This is a genomic window from Bacillus cereus group sp. MG20, from assembly GCF_040459885.1.
GTDB lineage: Bacteria > Bacillota > Bacilli > Bacillales > Bacillaceae_G > Bacillus_A > Bacillus_A cereus.
The window spans coordinates 4,206,827-4,227,144 of sequence record NZ_JARVHF010000001.1 but is presented as its reverse complement, the minus strand read 5'-3'; the positions used below and the strand labels follow the sequence as shown (position 1 = coordinate 4,227,144).

Genomic DNA, 20,318 nt, shown 5'->3' with positions numbered 1-20,318 from the left:
TTGCTTCTGTTTATTATGTAAAAAACCCTTCTTTGTGCAAGAAGGGATTTGCATTCCAGAATATTTCTCAACGTATCAAAACACCTCACATTATAACACACGTTCCTAATGTTTCACAATAATATATACATTCTCTTGTAAGCGATGCGCAATACCATCTAAAATTGCCTCTAAATTATTTGCAACAAATTCTAGTTCCTCCATCGACTCACAAACAAATAAAGGAGCACCACCTGCAAATTTTTCTGGCGCTGTTGTAATAACTGCCAGGATAACGCTTTCTAACATCATCTCTTATCTCCCCTTCCTTTCGGGGCTTCCGATGACATATGGACAGCACTTTCTAACGTTGGTACATTTCCTATGACACTTATCGCTTTCTCTGCATCTTGATCTTGCGGTAAGACAAAAATCCCAACCCTGCCATCCTCTAAATCACGCTTTGCTAACGGTACAAGCGCTGGTGTACCAGAATCTCTATAAATCCCTAACGCCACCGAAACATCGTGTAAAATAGCTTGCCGTTGCCCTAAATTTGAGATTGTCACCATCGCATCAATGGATTTCGGTTTTAATATAAACCCCATGCCATATTTCATAATCTCTTCTTGCCTCACCGGCAATCCAATATTCATAATATAAATATTATCGATATAAAGCCCTGCTCCTTCAAAACGCAGCGGAACATGCTCAATATCTACAAGGTCATGGAGCCTTCTACCAGACATTAATTTTTTCGCAATAAAAAATGCGATTATAGCCATAATTACTCCAGCAATCCATGAACGGAACCCTATATACGCAAACGTCGTTGCAAACGACGTTAACATCGCCAAATAGTTGCGACTTTCAAAAACCAATGCAATCCCTTCAATGTACGTATTTCCACGCGGTACGAGCTCATATCCATCTAATTGTTGAAGTGTATTTCTTTCCATATTACGTACATCACGAAATTGTGTCGCTGCTAACGTAAGAAATGTAATGGCAGAAAAATCTTTTTTCAAAATAGATGGGATTGCAATCGCTCCTAAAGCTGCTGCAATTAACCCCATTGCAATATGAATAATCTTTCCATGTAGCCTCGTCGGATATTGCCGTGTATCCGTCCGAAGCATTAACACCCTTGTAACTGTCCCCGCTATTACGCCGCATAAAATGGCTGGTGTATATTCAGTCATGTATTACCCTCGCCTTTCTTTTACGTGTTTTTCTCTTAAACTGTTCCATGTATACTGATGCTTTTGCAATCCAAAACAATACTGCCATGAATAATGTAGAAACGGCGACGATATCAAAAAATGCTAAACTACCGTAATCATATGGAAAATTCAATTTCCGAAAAATAAATGTCACTAGCAACTCTCCTTGTAACATCCCTACATATAGGGAACATAATCGTAATATGCGATCCCCATGCAATAACACCGATGCATACACAAGAGCACTACTTAGCAGAAACACTCTATCCACCACAATCCAAATCGGATCATATATCTCTAACAGATGAAAACTTGTATATAACATCGCAATAATAAGTGCCGAAAGTAAGCTATATAATTTTTTCCAAACAGAATACAGCGCGATCCCTATAAAAGAAATAATACAAAGTAAAAGAGCATTTACTGATACCATGAATGAGGCGATCGTTACATGTAACGGAGAGCAAATTATAAAAATCAATATACAAGCGCCTAACTTCCACCGAATATGGTCCTTTTTCATAAAAAAGGTTACGACAACCCACCCTATCCAAGCTATAAAATAAAAAGTACTTCCATCCATCTACTTCACCTCCTATGTTTTCCATTATGGGAATTTTTTATGAAAGTTAATCCACTTTATTTACGCATAGTTTTTTCTTATAACAGCAACACTTTTAACAAGGAGGTGTTATTCATTATGGGTAAAGATCGCCAAGAACGAAAACTACGAGAATCACGCCGCGTTGAATCTGATCGTGATCAATCACTACAATATCCAGGTGCAACTGGACTTGATACACCAGAGCAGGCTCGAAAACAAAACCAGCACTAATGAATACAAAAAGACGGTTTCGATATTGTACGAAACCGTCTTTTACATAATCATTTTAATGATTTTTATTTATATTGAAATAATATTTTGTGTACTATATCCTCCTATCACTTTTTTTACCTCCACCTATTTCCTTTAGAAAATCCAGCCCTCTCCAAAAATCTAGTAACTAATCATCTTCATTTTTTAACCTTTTTTCAATTACAATTTTTATAAAATACCAATTCCATTTTATATTACGAGAAAGAAAACAAAACAAAAAAATCAACCGAACGGTTGATTTTTTATCTCCTACTATAATGCGCAGTATCAATACCACGCTGCATTAACCAATGATATGTTTCACCTTTTACAACAAGAGGTACAGATTGCAACTCTTCTATCGTCTTCGCACCAAGAGCTGTCATAATAAATTTCAAATCTGTATGTAGAAGCTCAATTTCATCCACTAATTTCTCGATACCATCTTGCATTAAAATACGTAAAAAGTAACCAGCAAACGCAGTTGTATTCGCCCCTAATGCGATTGCTTTCGCTACGTCAAGCGCTGTCTGTATACCCCCTGATGCAATAAAAGAGAGGTTATTATTTGTAGAGGTTGCTTCAATAATCGAGGTTGCTGTTTGTATGCCCCAGTTATTAAAATAAGAAAGCATTCGCTGTCTTCTTTCATTTTCAACAGCAGCAAAATTCGTACCACCTTGCCCACCAATATCAATTGCCGTTACACCTACGTTCGCTAACTGTTGCATTGTTTCCTTGCTCATCCCAAATCCAACTTCTTTTACAATGACAGGAATTTTACTATTTAAAACAATTTTCTCTATGCGCTGAAGTACACCAGTAAAGTCACGGTCTCCTTCTGGCATCGTTAACTCTTGTATGACATTTAAATGAATTTGCAATGCATTCGCTTCAATCATATCAACGGCACGCTCTGCCTGCTCGATAGTTGCCTCACTACCTAAATTAGCAAAGAAAATACCATTCGGGTTTACCTTTCTAATCACCTTATAAGAAGCAGCCTCATTTTCATCTTTTAACGCCGCCATTTGCGACCCTACAGCCATAGCAAGGTTATGCTGTTTCGCTACATATGCTAATTGCTCATTAATATGTAACGTTTTCTCTCCTCCGCCACCAGTCATCGCATTGATAAAAATCGGCGAACTTAGTGAAAGTTCGCCGATTTTTGTTTCACATGTTATTGTGTCATAATTTGAATTTGGCAAGCTTTGATGCACAAAATCAATATCATGAAAGCCATGCGTACGAGACTGACCAGTAGAAAGAGCGTATTCAATATGATCTAATTTACGTTTTGCCCTTACCACTTGTACCCCTCATTATTTCTTTAATTTTTTCAGTTGTTCACCAATAATATCACTTAATTGGAAAGTAGCAGAATCAGCATTTGGCTCATACTGACTATAATCTTCAATTACATTATTTTCCTCAAGCGCTTCTTTTATACTTAAAGAAATACGTTTCTCTGCTACGTGAACTTCAAGTACTTTCACTTTTACTTCTTGTCCCATTTCCAATACTTCATTCGGGTTTTTCACGTGACGATTTGCAATTTGAGATACGTGTACAAGTCCTTCAACGCCAGGTAAAATCTCAACGAATGCACCAAATGTAACAAGGCGTTTTACTACTCCCTCACGAATATCTCCAGCTTTTATTTCGCCAGCAACGTTTTCCCAAGGTCCTGGTTGAGCCGCTTTAATTGATAAAGAAATACGTTGTGTATCAGCATCAACAGATAACACCTTTACCTTAACCTTTTGACCTTGCTCTAATACTTCAGAAGGTTGCTCTACACGTTCGTGTGAAATTTGTGAAATGTGAACTAAACCGTCCACGCCACCAACGTTAACGAAAGCACCAAAGTCAGTTAATCGTTGCACTGTTCCTTCAACAACGTCACCTTCTTTTAATGAAGAAATTGCTTCTTTTTTCTTAGAATCTAGTTCTAATTCTACTACCGCTTTATGCGAAAGGATTACACGATTTTTTTCACGGTCTAATTCAACAATTTTCACCGCTAATGTTTTACCTTTATAGTCAGTAAAGTCTTCTACATAATGTACTTCTACAAGTGAAGCTGGAATAAAACCGCGAACACCAAGGTCCACAACTAATCCGCCATTCACAATATCTTTTACAGTAACATCAAATACATGACCAGAAGTAAATTTCTCTTGTAATTCTACCCATGCTTTTTCTGCATCAACAGCACGTTTAGATAAGACAAGATCATCTTCTTCTAATTTAATAATTTTCAACTCTAGTGTTTGATCTAATTCTACAACATCGCTTGCTTTTTCAATATGAACGTTAGCTAATTCACTAATTGGAATTACGCCATCTGTTTTGTATCCAACATTTACAAGCACTTGTTTCTCTTCAACTTTCGTTACAGAACCTGTAACAACGTCACCAACTTGTAATTCTTTTGAATCCATAACTTCTTCATTCATTTTCTCTACCATGGAAATACCTCCCTACAGAATTGACAAAGCATTTTTTATGTATATACGAAATGAAAACAAAGTTTTCATTTGCATGTTTAAGAATTTCTCATCACATACTCTTTTTCAATACCATTCACAAGAAAATATATTAAACCTATATAAATAGTATACAGCAAAACCAGCTTGAAAAAAGTATGTTTTGAAATATAATAGCGAATATATTCTGACAGTTTTATTCCTCTTTAACTAACTTCTTACAAATCAGCCCATTTGTCAAGGAAAGAGACTCACAATTCACGTATCCTTTACATTTCTATTTCAACAAAAAAAGAAAGAGGATTATCCCCTTTCTTTATTTCGCAAACACTCCTGAAACAATACTCATAATTTTTTGGACAACTTCTTCAATTGATAAAGAAGTCGTATCTAATTCCAATGCATCATCAGCCTTTTTTAGTGGAGAAACTTCGCGTTCTGAATCTAATTTATCACGCTGAGCAATTTCTTCTTTTAGCTGCTCTAAATTAGAATCGAAACCTTTATTTAAATTTTCTAAATGCCTTCTTTCCGCTCTTTCTTCAACAGAAGCAAGCATAAAGATTTTCACTTCAGCATCCGGTAATACATGTGTACCAATATCACGGCCGTCCATTACAACGCCGCCTTTTTTCGCTAACTCTTGCTGACGACGTACCATTTCTTCACGAACAAGGCGATGCTTCGCTACAATAGATACTCGATTCGTCACATCAGGTGTACGGATTACTTCAGAAACATCTTGTCCATTCAAAAATACAAGCTGCGTATTTTCTCCTTGTTGAAATTCAATATTTACATTCTTTACAACTTCCATTAACTGTTCTTCATTTTCAATATCTACTTTTTGTTCAAGGGCTGCATATGTAAGCGTACGGTACATCGCGCCTGTATCAATATAAACGTAAGAAAGTTCCTTCGCAACAACTTTTGCCACTGTACTTTTCCCAGCAGCTGCTGGACCATCTATAGCAATTGAAATTCGTTTATCCATTGTAACACCTCATTTTTTCACTTATAAAACAAAACGAAAAGCAGGTGTTCACCCTGCTTCTTTTCATTTGCTTCACGTCATTAAATCCTCAATTATTGTAGCATAATCCTTCATAGAAGAAAATGAAAACTACCTATTCACCTGCAAGATTTCTGCTTTATTTTTTACCATGACACCTTCGTAATAAACAATTTTAGATAAATATTTCACTGATGACTTATGTATAAATAACAATTGTACAACAGAAAGACAAATGAATTGTATTATTAATATACGAATAAAAATTCTCTCCATCTTTTTCAACATAATTGCCCCCTCCTATACTATATTTGCACATTTCGTTTCGTGATTTTATACATCGTACATATAGCAGTTAATTTTATTGTCATTTTCGAGGCATACTTTTATACATTTCCATTGTCGAATTTACTCAAAACATGTTATGTTCTAAATGTATTTTTTTACTTGAAAGGGGTATAAGCATTGAAAAGAATCCTAGTTTTACACACAGGTGGAACAATTGCAATGGAGGAAGATAAAGAAACTGGGGTCGTACAACCAGGTGAAAAAAATCCTCTTTTAAAATTCATTCCTGATTTAGAAGGTGATGTTGATTTAATCGTTGAAGATGTGTTCCATCTACCATCTCCTCATATGACACCGAGCGAAATGTTACAATTACAAGTCATCATTGATGAAAGAGTAAAACAAGACAACATTCATGGCGTAGTCATTACGCATGGTACGGATACATTAGAAGAAACAGCTTATTTCTTAGATTTAACAGTACAAGCAACCATTCCGATTGTTGTGACAGGTGCAATGCGCTCTAGCAATGAGTTAGGTGCTGATGGTCTATATAACTTCTTATCAGCTGTAAAAGTTGCTAGTTGTGATGAAGCTGCAGAAAAAGGTGTTTTAGTCGTATTAAACGACGAAATTCATTGCGCTACAAATGTAACGAAAACACATACAAGTAATGTCGCAACATTCCAAAGCCCACAATATGGACCAATTGGAATGGTAACAAAACGCGGTGTTGTCTTCCATCACGCTTTAGTACATCACGAAACATATACGATAAACAAAGTATCTAAAAATGTAGTTGTTCTAAAAGCATATGCCGGCATGGATGATACATTATTAGCAGCAATCGAAAATCTTCCTGTAGACGGTATTGTTATCGAAGCGCTTGGACAAGGTAATCTACCTCCAAGAACACTTCCTAGTCTAGAACGATTATTAAATAAAGGTATTCCTGTCGTATTAGTTTCTCGCTGTTTCAACGGTATCGTTCAAGACGTATATTCGTATGAAGGTGGCGGTAAACACTTAAAAGATATGGGCATTGTATTCACATACGGCTTAAATGCACAAAAAGCACGCATTAAATTACTTGTCGCATTAGAGAATACAAATTCTCATGAATCCATTCAAAATATGTTTATGCACGAATAAAAAGGAGCTGTCGAGGTTTTCCCGACAGCTCCTTTTTATTTTTCTCTTGATGCAATAGTTTGTGCAATCGCATCTCCATGAAATCTACCGTTCTCGATAAATATTTCATTTGCATTATTTCCAGCAGCTATGACACCTGCAATGAAAATATTTTCAGCATTCGTTTCCATTCTATCCTCTGTATAAATTGGACGTCCTGTTTCTTCATCAATCTTAACACCCATCTTTGTTAAGAAGCTATGATCAGGATGATAACCAGTCATCGCAAATACAAAATCATTTTGGATTGTAAAATCTTCACCATCAACTGTAAACGTTAATGTATGCTCAGTAATTTCTTTCACATGAGCCCCGAAATGCATTTGAATTGTGTCGTTTCGTACTAACGCCTCAAATTCCGGCAAAATCCAAGGCTTTATGCTTGGTGAATACTCACTTCCACGATACAGTACCGTTACACGCGCACCAGCTTTAACAAGTTCTAACGCGGCATCTACACTCGAGTTTTTCCCACCTATAACTACTACATCTCGATCAAAATAAGGATGCCCCTCTTTAAAATAGTGAGCTACTTTCTTCAATTCCTCACCTGGAACATTCATATAATTTGGATTATCATAATATCCAGTTGCTACAACAATATATTTCGCTATATATATTTCTTTACTTCCGTCACGCTTTGTCGTCTCAACCTGAAAAACTTCTCCATCGTTTTGAACTTTCTCCACTCGCTCAAAAGCATTTACACGTACAGATTTACGTTTTACTACTTCACGATAATACGCAAGCGCTTGATTTCGAACTGGCTTACGATTTTCTGTAATAAAAGCTACATCACCAATTTCTAATTTTTCACTAGAAGAGAAAAATGTTTGATGAGTTGGATAATTATAAATGGCATTTACAATGTTTCCTTTTTCAATTACTAACGGATTTATCCCTACCTTTTGCAACGAAATCGCTGCCGCTAATCCGCACGGACCGCCTCCGATTATAATAACTGTTTCTTTCTGCATACTCGTCCACTCCTAGTCTTCTACCAATACACTATTTATAAAAACAAGAAAAAACCTACTTACAGCAGTAGGCACCTATCTTTATTGTATTCATTTTTCATATATTTGTCATCTAAACGAAACGTACATCCGATAGACATCTGCTAAAAACTGCTGAAATTTAATACCTTGTTTCCCTAATACATTCTCAGGATCAATCTTTCTAGCTGGATCAAGCGTTTTATGTGATACGATATCTTTTTTCGGATTTAAGCCAAAATTTTGGCATAAATACGCATGATACCATGTAAAACGATTATATGCTTCCCAAAAGTTAACATCACCGCCATAACAAAGTTCCACTCCAATGGCCGCCTTATTCGCGTCATAGCCGTATAAGTCATTATCCGTCGGCACACCATATCGAACATGATATGCAACTTCATTTATAGGAATAATCTCCAATATTGTTTTATCATCTATAAATGTATGCGCCGAAGCTTTCGGTTGTAATTCATTAAAGTAATCTCGATTTCCTATCGCATTGCTTCCAGGATTTCCCGTATCATGGCTTACAATAAATCTCACTTTAGTTAGAGGAATCCCCGGTCGTGAACTTCCATATCCTATATAGTTGCGCTCTATAGGAAACATCGCCATTGCTACCAACTCCCGCTCTAGAAGATTACCTTACTTCCTTATATATGTATTCGGTAGCAATGTCCTTATCGCATATTTCTTACGCAAAGAGAAAATCGAAAATATTTGAAGTGAACACCATAAACAACAAGATACTTACAGCCACTCCATAAAAACCGTAAAACCAAACACAATCTTCTTTCGTATCTAAACCGAAAAATTTGTTTACCGATTGTAATAATGTGCCACGCTTGCTTTGTTTGTTTCGTAATACTTCTACTCGCTCTACAACATCTGCTGGCATCATAAATCTTTGGTCTACTGTCATTTTCATCATTTATCTCTCCTTAAAATCATTTCCGTTTTGTTTATCTAAGGAGAGTATAGCACGTTTGTTCGTACAGAACAAGCGTTCTTTTTATTTTTATTTTATTTTTCAGCAAGCCAAGTAAAAATTGAGATTACAACGGCAATAATCGGCCCTACTACAACCATACCAAATATCAAAAACAGTAGCCCTTCCCCGAATATCCGAACAGTACTTATTTTTCGAGCTTTCACCGTTCTTGCAAGTTCTCCCTCTAACCTCTTAACCTTTTCTTCTAATTGTTCTACTCGTTCCAGCATTTCATTCTCCATATACAACACCTCATTTAATACTTCAACAAAAAAACGTGATTCCCTCGAAAGGAAATCACGTTTTCTCAAGATATAATATTTTATACCCAACCTCTGAAGCGGCTTGCTTCAGCCATTTTACGAACACCAATCATGTACGCCGCTAAGCGCATGTTCACTTTACGAACTTGTGCTGTTTCATAAATAGAATCAAATGATTTTACCATTACTTTTTCTAAACGTTGTTCTACTTCTTCTTCAGTCCAGTAGTAACCTTGGTTATTTTGTACCCACTCAAAGTAAGATACCGTTACACCACCAGCACTTGCTAATACGTCTGGAACAAGTAAAATTCCGCGATCTGTTAAAATTTTAGTCGCTTCTAATGTTGTTGGACCATTTGCAGCTTCAACAACGATTTTCGCTTTAATATCATTAGCATTTTCTTCTGTAATTTGGTTCTCAATTGCAGCTGGAACTAAAATATCGCAATCAAGCTCTAACAATTCTTTGTTTGAAATTGTATTGTTAAATAGCTTTGTTACTGTACCGAAGCTATCACGACGGTCTAATAAATAATCAATATCTAATCCGTTTGGATCATGTAAAGCGCCGTAAGCATCTGAGATTGCAATAACTTTCGCACCTGCATCATGCATAAATTTAGCTAAGAAGCTACCAGCATTACCGAACCCTTGAACAACAACGCGTGCACCCTTAATATCAATGCCACGTTTTTTCGCAGCTTCGCGAATACAAATTGTTACACCTTTCGCAGTTGCTGTTTCACGTCCATGTGATCCACCTAATACAAGCGGTTTACCTGTAATAAATCCTGGTGAATTAAATTCATCAATACGGCTATACTCATCCATCATCCATGCCATAATTTGAGAGTTTGTGAATACATCTGGAGCTGGAATATCTTTCGTCGGACCTACGATTTGGCTAATTGCTCGTACATAACCGCGGCTTAATCTTTCTAACTCACGGAATGACATTTCACGTGGATCACAGATAATTCCACCCTTACCTCCACCATATGGTAAATCAACAATACCACATTTTAAACTCATCCAGATTGAAAGTGCTTTCACTTCATTTTCTGTTACATTCGGATGGAAGCGAATTCCACCTTTCGTTGGACCAACAGCATCATTATGTTGTGCACGATATCCTGTAAATATTTTAACAGTCCCGTCATCCATACGAACTGGTATTTTCACTGTCATCATACGAATTGGTTCTTTTAATAATTCATATACTTCGTTTGGATAACCCAATTTTTCTAACGCTTCACTAATAACAATTTGTGTTGAATTCAATAGTTCAAAATGTTGTTCCCTTTGTTGTTGTGTTTTTGTTTGAGTTCCCTTTTCGGCTACCATAGTAAGTAAACCCCCTGTAATTTCACTTGTTTAGTAAACCTTCATTGCCTAGTATACACCCTTAAATTTGGAATGCAATAGAAAACGCTAACAAATATATACAAACTATTTTCTGTTGCAAGCGTTTTCACTATTATTATAGTCCTTTTATTACTTTTAGAAAAGTAAAATACTTAAATATTTAAATATTTTTTATTTTCCTCAGCGACGCTCCCATAAAACTGCATATTTTATTTTCAAAAAGTATGTTCGCGTATTTACTATCATCCCTTCCCTTATCCAAATAAAAACAAAACCTCAGCTATGTTGTATTAGCTGAGGTTTTGTTTTTTCACAAAGTAATTGTGTATTTGTTCTATCGCGTTAAAATCCATTAATTCTTTACCGTACTCCATGATACGATAAATAGTTGCTGTAGACGGATTGCCGTATTCCGCTAAAATAGCTATAAAATCCGCTTTTAACAATTGAATTTGTTCCTCTTCTTCCACCCAAAGATAGAAGCGCTCATCCCACGTATATAGCTTTCCGCCAGTTACACCAAGGTTATATAAGCGATTCGACAGGTTAATTATGTCATCTAGCGTAGCAAACTCATATAATATATGTTCACTTTCATCTAGAGTCACTTGCATTTCAATAAACTCGTCACGGAACTCATCATCCGTATCCATTTCTTGATTTTCTTTCGTTACAATTACAACCATCCCTTGTGCTTGTAGAGAAAACACTTCAACTGCAATCGGACCATCTGCTTCAAATCCTAATTCCTTATTTGCTTCTTGCATCATATCACGAAATAATTGCTGTACTTTCGGCGCATTTCTCCATAAATCTTCTTTCGTTAATCCTCGTTCAGATAAATCATCAAATGTTAGAAAAATTTTTATCTTATTGTAATTTAATCGTTCCAGCCTCATCTCATACCCTCCCTACGTAACCAATGCATCTAATTTTTATTATATGAAATAGAAAATAGATGGTTCTTTTCGAACAACTATTCCGACATTTTTAACCATTCATCCCATTCTTCTTTCGTATCACCAATTAAGATTGTTTCAATGTCCAACTGGTTTAGAACGCCTAGCTTTCCGATAAATCCAACAGAAAGAGATTCCCTTTTTTCTTGTAATACATTTATAAAGTTCATCGTCTTTTTCATTTCTAGTTCGTCAGCAAAAGATACAAACACATATTTCGGCTGTATTTCCTCTACCGCTGACAACATACCATCTTCAGCTAAGCTTGTCCTAATATATATCGCCTCATATCCTTTTAAGCGTAAATAAGTTGAAAAAATAAATCCTTTCAATGCATTCTTTTCTAACACAATAACTTTGTGTAAAGAAGAAAACATTGAGGCATTGTGATACACCATCCCTAGACGCGTTTGTAAAAACGATAGTGCATATTGAAATTGCACCATTGAAATCTCATTATTATTTTTTGACGTTAATAATTTGTCTGTCACTCGAAGAACGATACTGGCAACAACCTTTTCTGTTGAATATATACTAAAAGCTTCGTTTAATAATGCAGCAATTGTAATTTCATCAAATTTTAACAAAGCTTGTAGCAAATCGTCCACTAAAACAACTTCTTTATCGCAATGTATCTCTTTTTGAACTGTACTCTGCAAACGATTCTCTTCTAATAACTGAACTGCTTGTCCAATCATCATACCGGAAGAAACTTTTTCCATTAACCATTTTAAAATTTGAATATGCTCTTCTGTATATAAACGATGTCCAGCTTGATTCCGCTTTGGGGCAATAATTTGATATCGTCTTTCCCATGCGCGAAGCGTACTCGGCTGAACTCCAATTATATTTGAAACAGCTTTTATATTATATTTTCCACTAAGAGTTGGCATCATTTCCCTCCGCACAATGTAATAATATGTGTTTGAGCAGGCGCTCGGAAACGAAGTGGTATCAATGTTGTTCCGTACCCATTACTAACAAAGAGAATCGTATTCAAATGGTTATATACGCCACCTTTTAAATATTTTTTAGATGGGAATAATCGGATTTGTCCTCCATGCGTATGTCCACTTAATACAAGTGAGATCTGTTCATTTCCAGACATCTTTTTTATTATATCAGGGTTGTGACTAACTAAGATACGAAAACCATCTTCTTTACAATCCGCCAATGCCAAATCTAAACGATCACGGTGCAATCCAACATCATCTATACCGAGCAAACAAATTTTCTCGCCTAATTCAGACTCAAATACCACTCTTGTATTATCTAAAACTTTTACGTTATTTTCTAATAATAAAGCATCTAATTCATGATATTCTATCTCATAATCATTGTTTCCCCACACAAAATATACAGGAGCTATCTCTCTTAACTTTTGAATATTGGCAGAGATTTTTGATAAAGAGACTCCTTTCTCTGCTAAATCTCCTCCGATAATTACGAGATCTACTTTTCCTTTTACTTGTTCAATTAACAAATTCGAAATGTCTCTTCTATGAATATCAGAAATAAAAAACACATTTACTTTTTGAAAACTTTTCGGAAATTCTTTAAATACTAAAGTATGTTCCAACACTGTATTACGCATCGCTTCTTTATACATCACAAGAAGTAATAAAATCCCCATTCCTATGAGAGTACTGAATAATATAATCCATATCATATTTTTTACTCCCCTCATCATAAAGATAACCCTAGGCTTTTATAACAAACTGCGTTCGCCTAATTCACTAGCTCTCTTGCTTTGTGGACTTATCTTTTATCGGAATTTTTAATTCTTGACCTGCACTCACTTCATCTTCTTGCAAGTTATTATACTTTTTAATTACTTCAACCCCATTTTCATCTGAAAAATATTGCTTCGCTATACTTTCTAAAGTTTCTCCCTCTTTCACAGTATGCGTTATCGCTTTTTCAGACTGTTTCTGCGACTCAGATTTAGCTGAATCAAAGAAGATTACTTCAAACGCACTTTTCCCGGCATTATTACTATCGCCCTTCACCTGAATATATTTATCCGTATACCACAAAATACTAATCGGCAGCAGAATGAATAGAAATGTTAAAACCCGGACGAAAATATGATTTATTTTAAACTTTTGTTTTTTCTCTTTATTTCTATGAATTTCACTACGCGGCGGTAAACTTTCTTTTTCTTCTACTCGCTCAACTTCTAATTCCTCTTCAAAATCAGGAATTCGTTTCCTCATGTTGTTCACCACCACCTTCCATTTATTTTCTTAATTGGAGTCCCATTATAAAATCAACAAGAAAGTGTGCAAAGATTGTTATAAACAAATTCCCTGTCCATTCAAATACATAACCAAAGACAAAACTAATGAAACAGACGAAACAAAACAAAAATGGCTTTGTTATATAACGAATATGTAACACTGCAAATACGAAACTCGCAATTACAATTCCAAAATGAGTCTGCACTACACCTCTAAATAAAAATTCTTCTGCAAAACCGATTACGAACGTAATAATGAGTAAATGCAGAACCGACATTCCTCGAAACATCTTATCGTTAATACCACCATCATCAAACCAAGACTCTGGAAACACTCGCATTGCAACATAATCTAATAACACAATACCAATCGCTAACAAACCACCTATAATAAGTATAGATACTGGTTCCCATCTCCATAAATTAAACACTTCTTTTACATCTTGAAATAATATATATGCTAGTAAACAGCCAATACCGATAATAATTAACTGTGTTATATATAGATTCAGCCTTATTTCCTGCGGACTCATATCTTCAACATTATGCCTTTGAATGTTCATCATTCCCCCATCTTTTCTAGGCCGAAAAGCTTTTGTAACTCTGTTTCCCAATTATAGTCGAAATCCGATTGTTGCGCTCGTCTTTTTTTATAATCTTCTTTTGTAATACCACAATAATCACAGCAATTATTTAACTCTTTCTCTTTCCTATAACCGAACTGTTGCAGCACATATTCACGTCTACATCCTTTAACTCGTATCCATGACTTCATATTTTCTAGCTCACTATATTTATTACGCAACCTTATTTCTACTTCAGCTATTAATCGGTTCATAATTTCATCTGACAAACCCTCTAATAATAATCTTCGTTGTTGTATAATTCCAGCCTGTTCGAGATGATAACGAACGAAACGCCAATATTGCTCATTAAATCTTGCTGCATTATAACAAATTTCTTCTACATCTTCTATTGGTAATTCTTTCGTTTGAAACATTCTTTCTTGTAGTAAAGAAAATAAAAATTGTATTTGCGACTTACTTGGCAATTCATCCTCAATGATTGAAATTGGTAAATCATGATCCAACGGACTACACAATAAAATAGCTATACTCGGTTCGCCATCTCTTCCAGCTCTTCCGATTTCTTGTAAGTAAGAAGCTATATTAGTTGGATAATGAAAATGAATAATATATTGCGTATTCGCCTTATTTACCCCCATACCAAATGCACTTGTACATATTACAAGCTGCAATTGATCGTTCATAAACTGTTGTTGAATTAACATACGCTCTTCATGTTCCATACCACCATGATAAAAAGCTACACCAGTAACACCTTTTCCTCTCAAGTATTCCGTTAACCTTTCTGTCCACGCTCTACTTGAACAATATACAATTCCCGGCCCTTGTAAATACATCACCTGCTCCAAAAGCGCCTCTTTCTTTTCTTCTATCGTCTCTACAAATTGCACCTTCATTGCAATATTAGGACGGTCAATAGAGTATACATGTTCCGCGGCACCCTTTAAATTTAAACTGTCTGCGATATCTTGTAGTACCTCTTTTGTCGCTGTAGCTGTCAATGCTAATACTGTAGGAGAACCAATATTTTCAATAACTACATTTAGTTTCTTATAGTCCGGTCTAAAATCATAACCCCATTGAGAAATACAATGAGCCTCATCAACAACAAATAATGAAATATGAATTTTCTTCAATTCCCTAATTAATAACTCCGACTGTAACATCTCTGGTGAAACAAAAATAAATTTATATGAAGATAATTTTTTCATCGCTTCTCTTTTTTCATTTAATGTCCGAAAACTATTAAATGCTATCACTCGGTTTTTCACAACATACTTTAATTGTGTCACTTGATCTTCCATTAAAGATAATAACGGTGATACAACAAGCACTGTTCCTTCTCGCATAAGCCCCGGAAACTGATAGCACATAGATTTCCCTCTTCCAGTCGGAAGCATTGCTATCACATCTTTTCCTTCTAATAAATCTGTAATAACTCCTTTTTGACCTGGACGAAATTCAGAATATCCAAACCACTTATATAAATATTCTTCAAGTTTCATTTACACCCTCCATCCGCGCTAATACAAGACGAACTTCAAAATAAGAGATATCTTCTCCAACCGCTTGTTTCAAAACACGTAACTTCCGCGTTTGTAATGCTTCAATTACTTTTATTACTTTGTCTATCTTTTCTTTTTCCATAAACATTTCAATAGAAAAATCTTTTTCTCGCAAAGCAATTTCAACAAAATGATCTTCTATCGTTGCAACCTTTAAATTCCGAATCGTCGCTATTTCTTCTAAAGAACGCCCTTGTCTCCAAAAATTATATGTTTTTTTCGTGGATAAACTAAATAATTCAGCTCTCTCATTTGGATAAGATATAATTTCAGCTAATAGTGGAAATTCATTTTCTTTATCACGAACTTCTTGTATAAAGAAATGCATTGTACCCCAAAATAAAAAATACACCCTGAATATATCTTGTTTCGTAATTTCTGCTAATTGTTGCAATGTACAACCAATACGTTCATAGCCCGTTAGTCGATATGTTACAATCGTCGCTTCTATCGCATTACTCTTTTCCAAAAGATTATGTACTTCCGTCCATAGTTTCCTCGCCAACTCACTTCTTTTATATGGCCTTCCTGTTAGAAAACGTTTTACCCACATCATTATTTCTGTATCTTGTTGAATTGGGATAAACTTCGTATTATTCTGTTGTAAATTTGATATGGTTTGAATAATCAATGATAATCTTTTCCAAAATGTTTCACCTAATTCACCATAATGTAAACCATGCAAATGTGCTGGAAAAGCATAAACTTCCTCCCATTTATGTAACTGCATTTTACCCGTAGGTGTTAACACATATGTATTTTCATGTATTTCTTGAATAAAATCCGCTTGCAACAACTTTACAACTTCACCATCATAGTCATTTCTATTTAATGATTTATATATTCCGAATAAAAAAGAAATCCGAAACATATTTCCATCTTGTAAAGTTTGCGAAGAACGTTTGCCCTTTAGTAAATAATAAATAGAAGAAACGGTTCTTTCACCATTCAATTGTTTTAAACAATGCAACAAAGTATATTGTATTTGCATGACCGCTTCCACCTTCCAATCTTAACTTCATTCTTTTCAGTACAATTACACTATCTACTGTCGCTCATTAAACTTATCATATAAGAACTATATACTTGTATATATTCTATTGTATCAAACGAAATCACATTTACGTATTTTGAAAATCTTATGACATAATTCAAAAATAAGTTGACACTCTAATTGATAAGCATTATCATTATAATTTTATGTTGAAAAGTTTCACAAACCGTTTTACAATAAGGTTATAATTTTTATGGCGAGCTTTTCACATACATATTATCAGGAGGGAAAAAAGATGGCAAAATATACAATCGTTGATAAAGATACTTGTATTGCATGTGGTGCTTGTGGCGCTGCTGCACCAGACATTTATGACTATGATGATGAAGGTATTGCATTTGTAACATTAGACGATAACCAAGGTATCGTTGAAATTCCAGATGTATTAATTGAAGATATGATGGATGCATTCGAAGGCTGTCCAACTGACTCAATTAAAGTTGCTGACGAATCATTCGACGGAGACGCTTTAAAATTCGAATAGTCTTTTATTAACTTCAAAAAACGCCCCTCATATTGATGAGGGGCGTTTTTTGTATCTAAATTTTATTTTCCTTAATAAAAAACCATTAGTAGTTCCACACTACTAATGGTTTTAATATATATTATGCATTTTTCATTTTTGCAAACACCCATACTTTCAGGCGTGAGAATAATGCCACAAATACAATTGTTACAACAATTCCTTTAATTAAATTAAATGGTAAGATTGCCGTTACAACCGTTGTTCTGATAGCTTCGCTAGACATAGCCGGTGAATTTAAAAACCAAGTGTAAGCCGGGAATATGATGATGTAGTTTAATACACTCATAATAAGTGCCATTGTAATTGTCCCTAGCATTAATCCTGTCGTTAAACTCTTCACAGTACGATACTTTCTAAATAAGAAAGCTGCTGGTCCAATAAATAAACATCCTGCAATAAAGTTTGCAATTTCTCCAACTGGTACTCCTGTTAAACTTCCTTGAATCCCGTAATGTAAAATGTTCTTTATCGCCTCTACAATCACTCCTGCTACTGGTCCAAAGATAATTGCTGCAATTAGAGCTGGTACATCACTAAAATCAATTTTCAAAAATGGCGGAAGCCCTGGGAACGGGAAATCCAACATCATTAGTAAATATGCAATACTACTTAGCATCGCTACACTCACCATCTGCACTACACTGTTTTTTTGTTTCATCTTTCTCTCTCCTTTTCCATCGATCATCTCATGGAAAGTGGAAAGGTTCTGCTATGCCTATTTTTTCATAGAACGAAAAAACCCTTTGTGTTTTACACAAAGGGAGAATTTAAGGCACATCAAACAGACGTTCAAATCCATATCTTTTTTGAACGCTTGAACCTCCATCTTCTCCCATCCAGACTATACTGTCGGCTTTGGAATCACACCAAATCCTGCCTTAACGGCTCGCGGGCTTAGAACAAAATCATAAATAGTTCATCACCGCCGGTCGGGATTTTCACCCTGCCCCGAAGATAGACCGATATTCTATTTTCCCCTTCATTATACAACAACCTCATAACATTGTGAACTAAAAAATTGTAACTTATTTAAAATTAGTTATTTATTTTTCGTAACAACAAATGAATTGCGAAATATTTTACAATACAATCCATATTTTTTATTATTCGGCATTTCTCTTTTGAATTACCTAGTCATATATAATTAAAAGTGATAAGATATTGAATTGTTAAGATAAGAACATTTTCTGAGTTATGGAGGAAATGTCATGAAAAAAGAAAAGAGACATTCTATTCGAGAAGCAATGAAAAAAAACTTAAGAAAAGAATACTTTTACTTAAAAAAAGAATTACTTTTCTACTGCCCAATTGATTTAGGCACATTCTCAAACGAGACATACTATGCTACTTTCGATGAAGATGGCATCAGTATTTATCAGTATGATAAGAAAACAGAAAGTAAATTAAAATTGTGTGAGCGTCATCCGTGGAAGAGTTGGAGTAAAGTGAAGATTGATCACTATTTGACAACTTCTCAATTTATTTTTCAGGGTGAGCGAAATTGGATCTTATCTCTTTTTCAAAAAGGAAAAGAAGCTCAAAAAATTATTGAAGAGCATACATCTTTACAAACAGAAGTTGTTTCCCGCTCTTTCTTAAAAAAACTTCCTGGCTTTCGTTCTAATACACCACTGAATAAATACATCGGTAGCATTTGTTACACTGCACTTATTGCATTTTTATTAAAATGGATGATTCCATTTCAAGCACCACAAATCGCCCTGTATTCTATTTCGATTGGTTGTATGCTTCTTGGCCTACTTTGTTTGACAATCGGTTTAATTGAACCGACTATCGTACTGTTTCGAACAAAAGAGAAAACAAGAACAAAAGTTTTTTACTTATATAGCTATTTAGCTATTTCTGGATTTATATGTGTCTTTATTTTTTGGTAAAAGAAACCGTCCCAAAATAAATTTTGGGACGGTTTTCTTTTAAATATAGATACTCTAATTCACTCAATACTTCTAGGAGAAGCGCCCATATAATTTCATTTACATTGAACCTTATTTAAAAATATTCAAAGTTTAATTTTTGAGACGTTGCCTTTACTTAACGTATAATTGTTGATTAGGATAAATTAGCTCTTGCTGCAATCCATTTTTTTCTTTAATTTCCTTAAGTGTCATACTAAATTTCCGTGCAATACTAACTAAAGTATCCCCTTTTTGTACGACATATAATGATGAAGAAACAACTTCATTTCTTTGTTCACTTAAAACAAGCAATGGGTTCATCGCATTCTTTTTCGCCATCGTCCATCTTCCTTGATGAAGTTCTAGATGTAAGTGTGCACCTCGCGATTCTCCCGTGTTCCCTACTTCTCCAATTTTTTCTCCTTTTGAAATATAATCCCCTTGAACTACATATCTCTTATTTAAATGTGCATACACAGCCTCATATTCTCCATGTTTAATAAATATAACGTTTCCATAACTACTTGAATAATAAGACTTTGTTACCTTCCCTTCTTGAATAGCTGACACAGGTGTGCCGATCGGTGCCGCTATATCTATACCGTAGTGTTTTCCGTGTCTTGTCCCAAAATAATCACTTATCTGTCCTTCAACAGGCCATGCCCATTGATTTCCCTCTGCGTACACATGTAATTGAGATAAAAACAGTACTGTCAATAACATAACGCCGTATTTTAAAACTTTCATATACATCCTCCGTTTTCTAATTACCACCATACCTTCTCTATTTTGGTATATTACAGAAAAAA

25 protein-coding genes and 1 riboswitch are annotated in these 20,318 nt (G+C 35.0%); of the genes, 4 read left to right on the top strand and 21 right to left on the bottom strand.

What is annotated here, in order from left to right:
* Positions 1-105 precede the first annotated feature (105 nt).
* From QCI81_RS21745 to QCI81_RS21735, 3 genes are read right to left on the bottom strand one after another with little or no spacing between them, the layout of a single operon-like run.
* On the bottom strand, positions 106-291 hold the full coding sequence (locus QCI81_RS21745; RefSeq protein ID WP_000979048.1) for a capping complex subunit for YIEGIA: 186 nt from the start codon (positions 289-291) through the stop codon (positions 106-108).
* Positions 288-1,181, bottom strand: coding sequence for a YIEGIA family protein (locus tag QCI81_RS21740; RefSeq protein ID WP_000141599.1), 894 nt, complete (start codon positions 1,179-1,181; stop codon positions 288-290). Before QCI81_RS21740 ends, QCI81_RS21745 begins: the two co-directional genes overlap by 4 nt.
* Positions 1,174-1,785 (bottom strand): YphA family membrane protein, encoded by a 612-nt coding sequence (locus QCI81_RS21735; protein WP_002093921.1) that lies wholly within the window; start codon positions 1,783-1,785, stop codon positions 1,174-1,176. The genes QCI81_RS21740 and QCI81_RS21735 overlap by 8 nt, the downstream gene beginning before the upstream one ends.
* Positions 1,786-1,902: 117 nt before the next feature.
* Between QCI81_RS21735 and QCI81_RS21730 the strand changes: the two genes are divergently transcribed.
* Positions 1,903-2,037: a YpzI family protein gene (locus QCI81_RS21730; RefSeq protein WP_000513900.1), complete on the top strand. Its 135-nt coding sequence runs from the start codon at positions 1,903-1,905 to the stop codon at positions 2,035-2,037.
* Between the two features lie 284 nt (positions 2,038-2,321).
* Here the strand turns inward: QCI81_RS21730 and QCI81_RS21725 are convergent, their stop codons facing one another.
* The 4 genes from QCI81_RS21725 to QCI81_RS21710 all read right to left on the bottom strand — a co-directional run bounded on the left by QCI81_RS21725 (position 2,322) and on the right by QCI81_RS21710 (position 5,847).
* Positions 2,322-3,371: a type 2 isopentenyl-diphosphate Delta-isomerase gene (locus QCI81_RS21725; protein ID WP_000251040.1), complete on the bottom strand. Its 1,050-nt coding sequence runs from the start codon at positions 3,369-3,371 to the stop codon at positions 2,322-2,324.
* A gap of 12 nt (positions 3,372-3,383) precedes the next feature.
* Complete coding sequence (gene rpsA / locus QCI81_RS21720; RefSeq protein WP_000229558.1) at positions 3,384-4,532, bottom strand: 30S ribosomal protein S1; 1,149 nt, start codon at positions 4,530-4,532, stop codon at positions 3,384-3,386.
* Between the two features lie 334 nt (positions 4,533-4,866).
* Positions 4,867-5,544 (bottom strand): (d)CMP kinase, encoded by a 678-nt coding sequence (cmk, locus tag QCI81_RS21715; RefSeq protein ID WP_000361252.1) that lies wholly within the window; start codon positions 5,542-5,544, stop codon positions 4,867-4,869.
* Positions 5,545-5,673: 129 nt separating this feature from the next.
* Positions 5,674-5,847: a YpfB family protein gene (locus QCI81_RS21710; RefSeq protein WP_023521499.1), complete on the bottom strand. Its 174-nt coding sequence runs from the start codon at positions 5,845-5,847 to the stop codon at positions 5,674-5,676.
* A 180-nt stretch (positions 5,848-6,027) separates the two neighbouring features.
* Between QCI81_RS21710 and ansA the strand changes: the two genes are divergently transcribed.
* Positions 6,028-7,002, top strand: a complete 975-nt coding sequence (ansA, locus tag QCI81_RS21705) for an asparaginase (protein ID WP_000822009.1) — start codon at positions 6,028-6,030, stop codon at positions 7,000-7,002.
* Positions 7,003-7,037: 35 nt separating this feature from the next.
* On the opposite strand, the gene QCI81_RS21700 is transcribed toward ansA, so the two are convergent.
* The 12 genes from QCI81_RS21700 to QCI81_RS21645 form a co-directional block, all read right to left on the bottom strand.
* Positions 7,038-8,018 (bottom strand): YpdA family putative bacillithiol disulfide reductase, encoded by a 981-nt coding sequence (locus QCI81_RS21700; RefSeq protein WP_001168518.1) that lies wholly within the window; start codon positions 8,016-8,018, stop codon positions 7,038-7,040.
* A gap of 108 nt (positions 8,019-8,126) precedes the next feature.
* Entirely contained in the window at positions 8,127-8,657 is a 531-nt protein-coding gene (locus QCI81_RS21695; protein ID WP_001240655.1) for a peptidoglycan recognition protein family protein, read from the bottom strand.
* 79 nt (positions 8,658-8,736) lie between these two features.
* Positions 8,737-8,973, bottom strand: a complete 237-nt coding sequence (locus QCI81_RS21690) for a DUF3961 domain-containing protein (RefSeq protein ID WP_001983018.1) — start codon at positions 8,971-8,973, stop codon at positions 8,737-8,739.
* 92 nt (positions 8,974-9,065) lie between these two features.
* A complete protein-coding gene (locus QCI81_RS21685; RefSeq protein ID WP_000426766.1) occupies positions 9,066-9,275 on the bottom strand; it encodes a hypothetical protein in 210 nt (69 codons plus the stop codon).
* A gap of 80 nt (positions 9,276-9,355) precedes the next feature.
* Positions 9,356-10,642, bottom strand: a complete 1,287-nt coding sequence (gene gudB, locus QCI81_RS21680; RefSeq protein WP_000225172.1) for an NAD-specific glutamate dehydrogenase — start codon at positions 10,640-10,642, stop codon at positions 9,356-9,358.
* A gap of 311 nt (positions 10,643-10,953) precedes the next feature.
* Positions 10,954-11,562 (bottom strand): genetic competence negative regulator, encoded by a 609-nt coding sequence (locus QCI81_RS21675; protein ID WP_001235398.1) that lies wholly within the window; start codon positions 11,560-11,562, stop codon positions 10,954-10,956.
* A 77-nt stretch (positions 11,563-11,639) separates the two neighbouring features.
* The gene (locus QCI81_RS21670; protein WP_001142715.1) at positions 11,640-12,515 is read right to left on the bottom strand and encodes a MerR family transcriptional regulator; all 876 of its coding nucleotides are present in this window, start codon (positions 12,513-12,515) and stop codon (positions 11,640-11,642) included.
* Positions 12,515-13,291 (bottom strand): metallophosphoesterase, encoded by a 777-nt coding sequence (locus QCI81_RS21665; protein ID WP_071730795.1) that lies wholly within the window; start codon positions 13,289-13,291, stop codon positions 12,515-12,517. The genes QCI81_RS21670 and QCI81_RS21665 overlap by 1 nt, the downstream gene beginning before the upstream one ends.
* A gap of 67 nt (positions 13,292-13,358) precedes the next feature.
* Positions 13,359-13,838 (bottom strand): LysM peptidoglycan-binding domain-containing protein, encoded by a 480-nt coding sequence (locus QCI81_RS21660; protein WP_001231555.1) that lies wholly within the window; start codon positions 13,836-13,838, stop codon positions 13,359-13,361.
* A 22-nt stretch (positions 13,839-13,860) separates the two neighbouring features.
* Positions 13,861-14,424, bottom strand: a complete 564-nt coding sequence (locus QCI81_RS21655) for a CPBP family intramembrane glutamic endopeptidase (protein ID WP_001025783.1) — start codon at positions 14,422-14,424, stop codon at positions 13,861-13,863.
* A complete protein-coding gene (recQ, locus tag QCI81_RS21650; protein WP_000762970.1) occupies positions 14,424-15,953 on the bottom strand; it encodes an ATP-dependent DNA helicase RecQ in 1,530 nt (509 codons plus the stop codon). Before recQ ends, QCI81_RS21655 begins: the two co-directional genes overlap by 1 nt.
* Positions 15,943-17,004, bottom strand: coding sequence for a YpbB family protein (locus tag QCI81_RS21645; RefSeq protein WP_001167017.1), 1,062 nt, complete (start codon positions 17,002-17,004; stop codon positions 15,943-15,945). Before QCI81_RS21645 ends, recQ begins: the two co-directional genes overlap by 11 nt.
* A gap of 298 nt (positions 17,005-17,302) precedes the next feature.
* Here QCI81_RS21645 and QCI81_RS21640 point away from each other — a divergent pair, with 298 nt between their 5' ends.
* On the top strand, positions 17,303-17,551 hold the full coding sequence (locus QCI81_RS21640; protein ID WP_001151993.1) for a ferredoxin: 249 nt from the start codon (positions 17,303-17,305) through the stop codon (positions 17,549-17,551).
* A gap of 121 nt (positions 17,552-17,672) precedes the next feature.
* Here the strand turns inward: QCI81_RS21640 and QCI81_RS21635 are convergent, their stop codons facing one another.
* Positions 17,673-18,251, bottom strand: coding sequence for an ECF transporter S component (locus QCI81_RS21635; RefSeq protein WP_000810856.1), 579 nt, complete (start codon positions 18,249-18,251; stop codon positions 17,673-17,675).
* A gap of 162 nt (positions 18,252-18,413) precedes the next feature.
* Positions 18,414-18,553: riboswitch (FMN riboswitch) on the bottom strand.
* Between the two features lie 248 nt (positions 18,554-18,801).
* Here QCI81_RS21635 and QCI81_RS21630 point away from each other — a divergent pair.
* Positions 18,802-19,488, top strand: coding sequence for a hypothetical protein (locus QCI81_RS21630; protein ID WP_000711798.1), 687 nt, complete (start codon positions 18,802-18,804; stop codon positions 19,486-19,488).
* 153 nt (positions 19,489-19,641) lie between these two features.
* On the opposite strand, the gene QCI81_RS21625 is transcribed toward QCI81_RS21630, so the two are convergent.
* Positions 19,642-20,256, bottom strand: coding sequence for a peptidoglycan DD-metalloendopeptidase family protein (locus QCI81_RS21625; protein ID WP_000866228.1), 615 nt, complete (start codon positions 20,254-20,256; stop codon positions 19,642-19,644).
* Positions 20,257-20,318 lie beyond the last annotated feature (62 nt).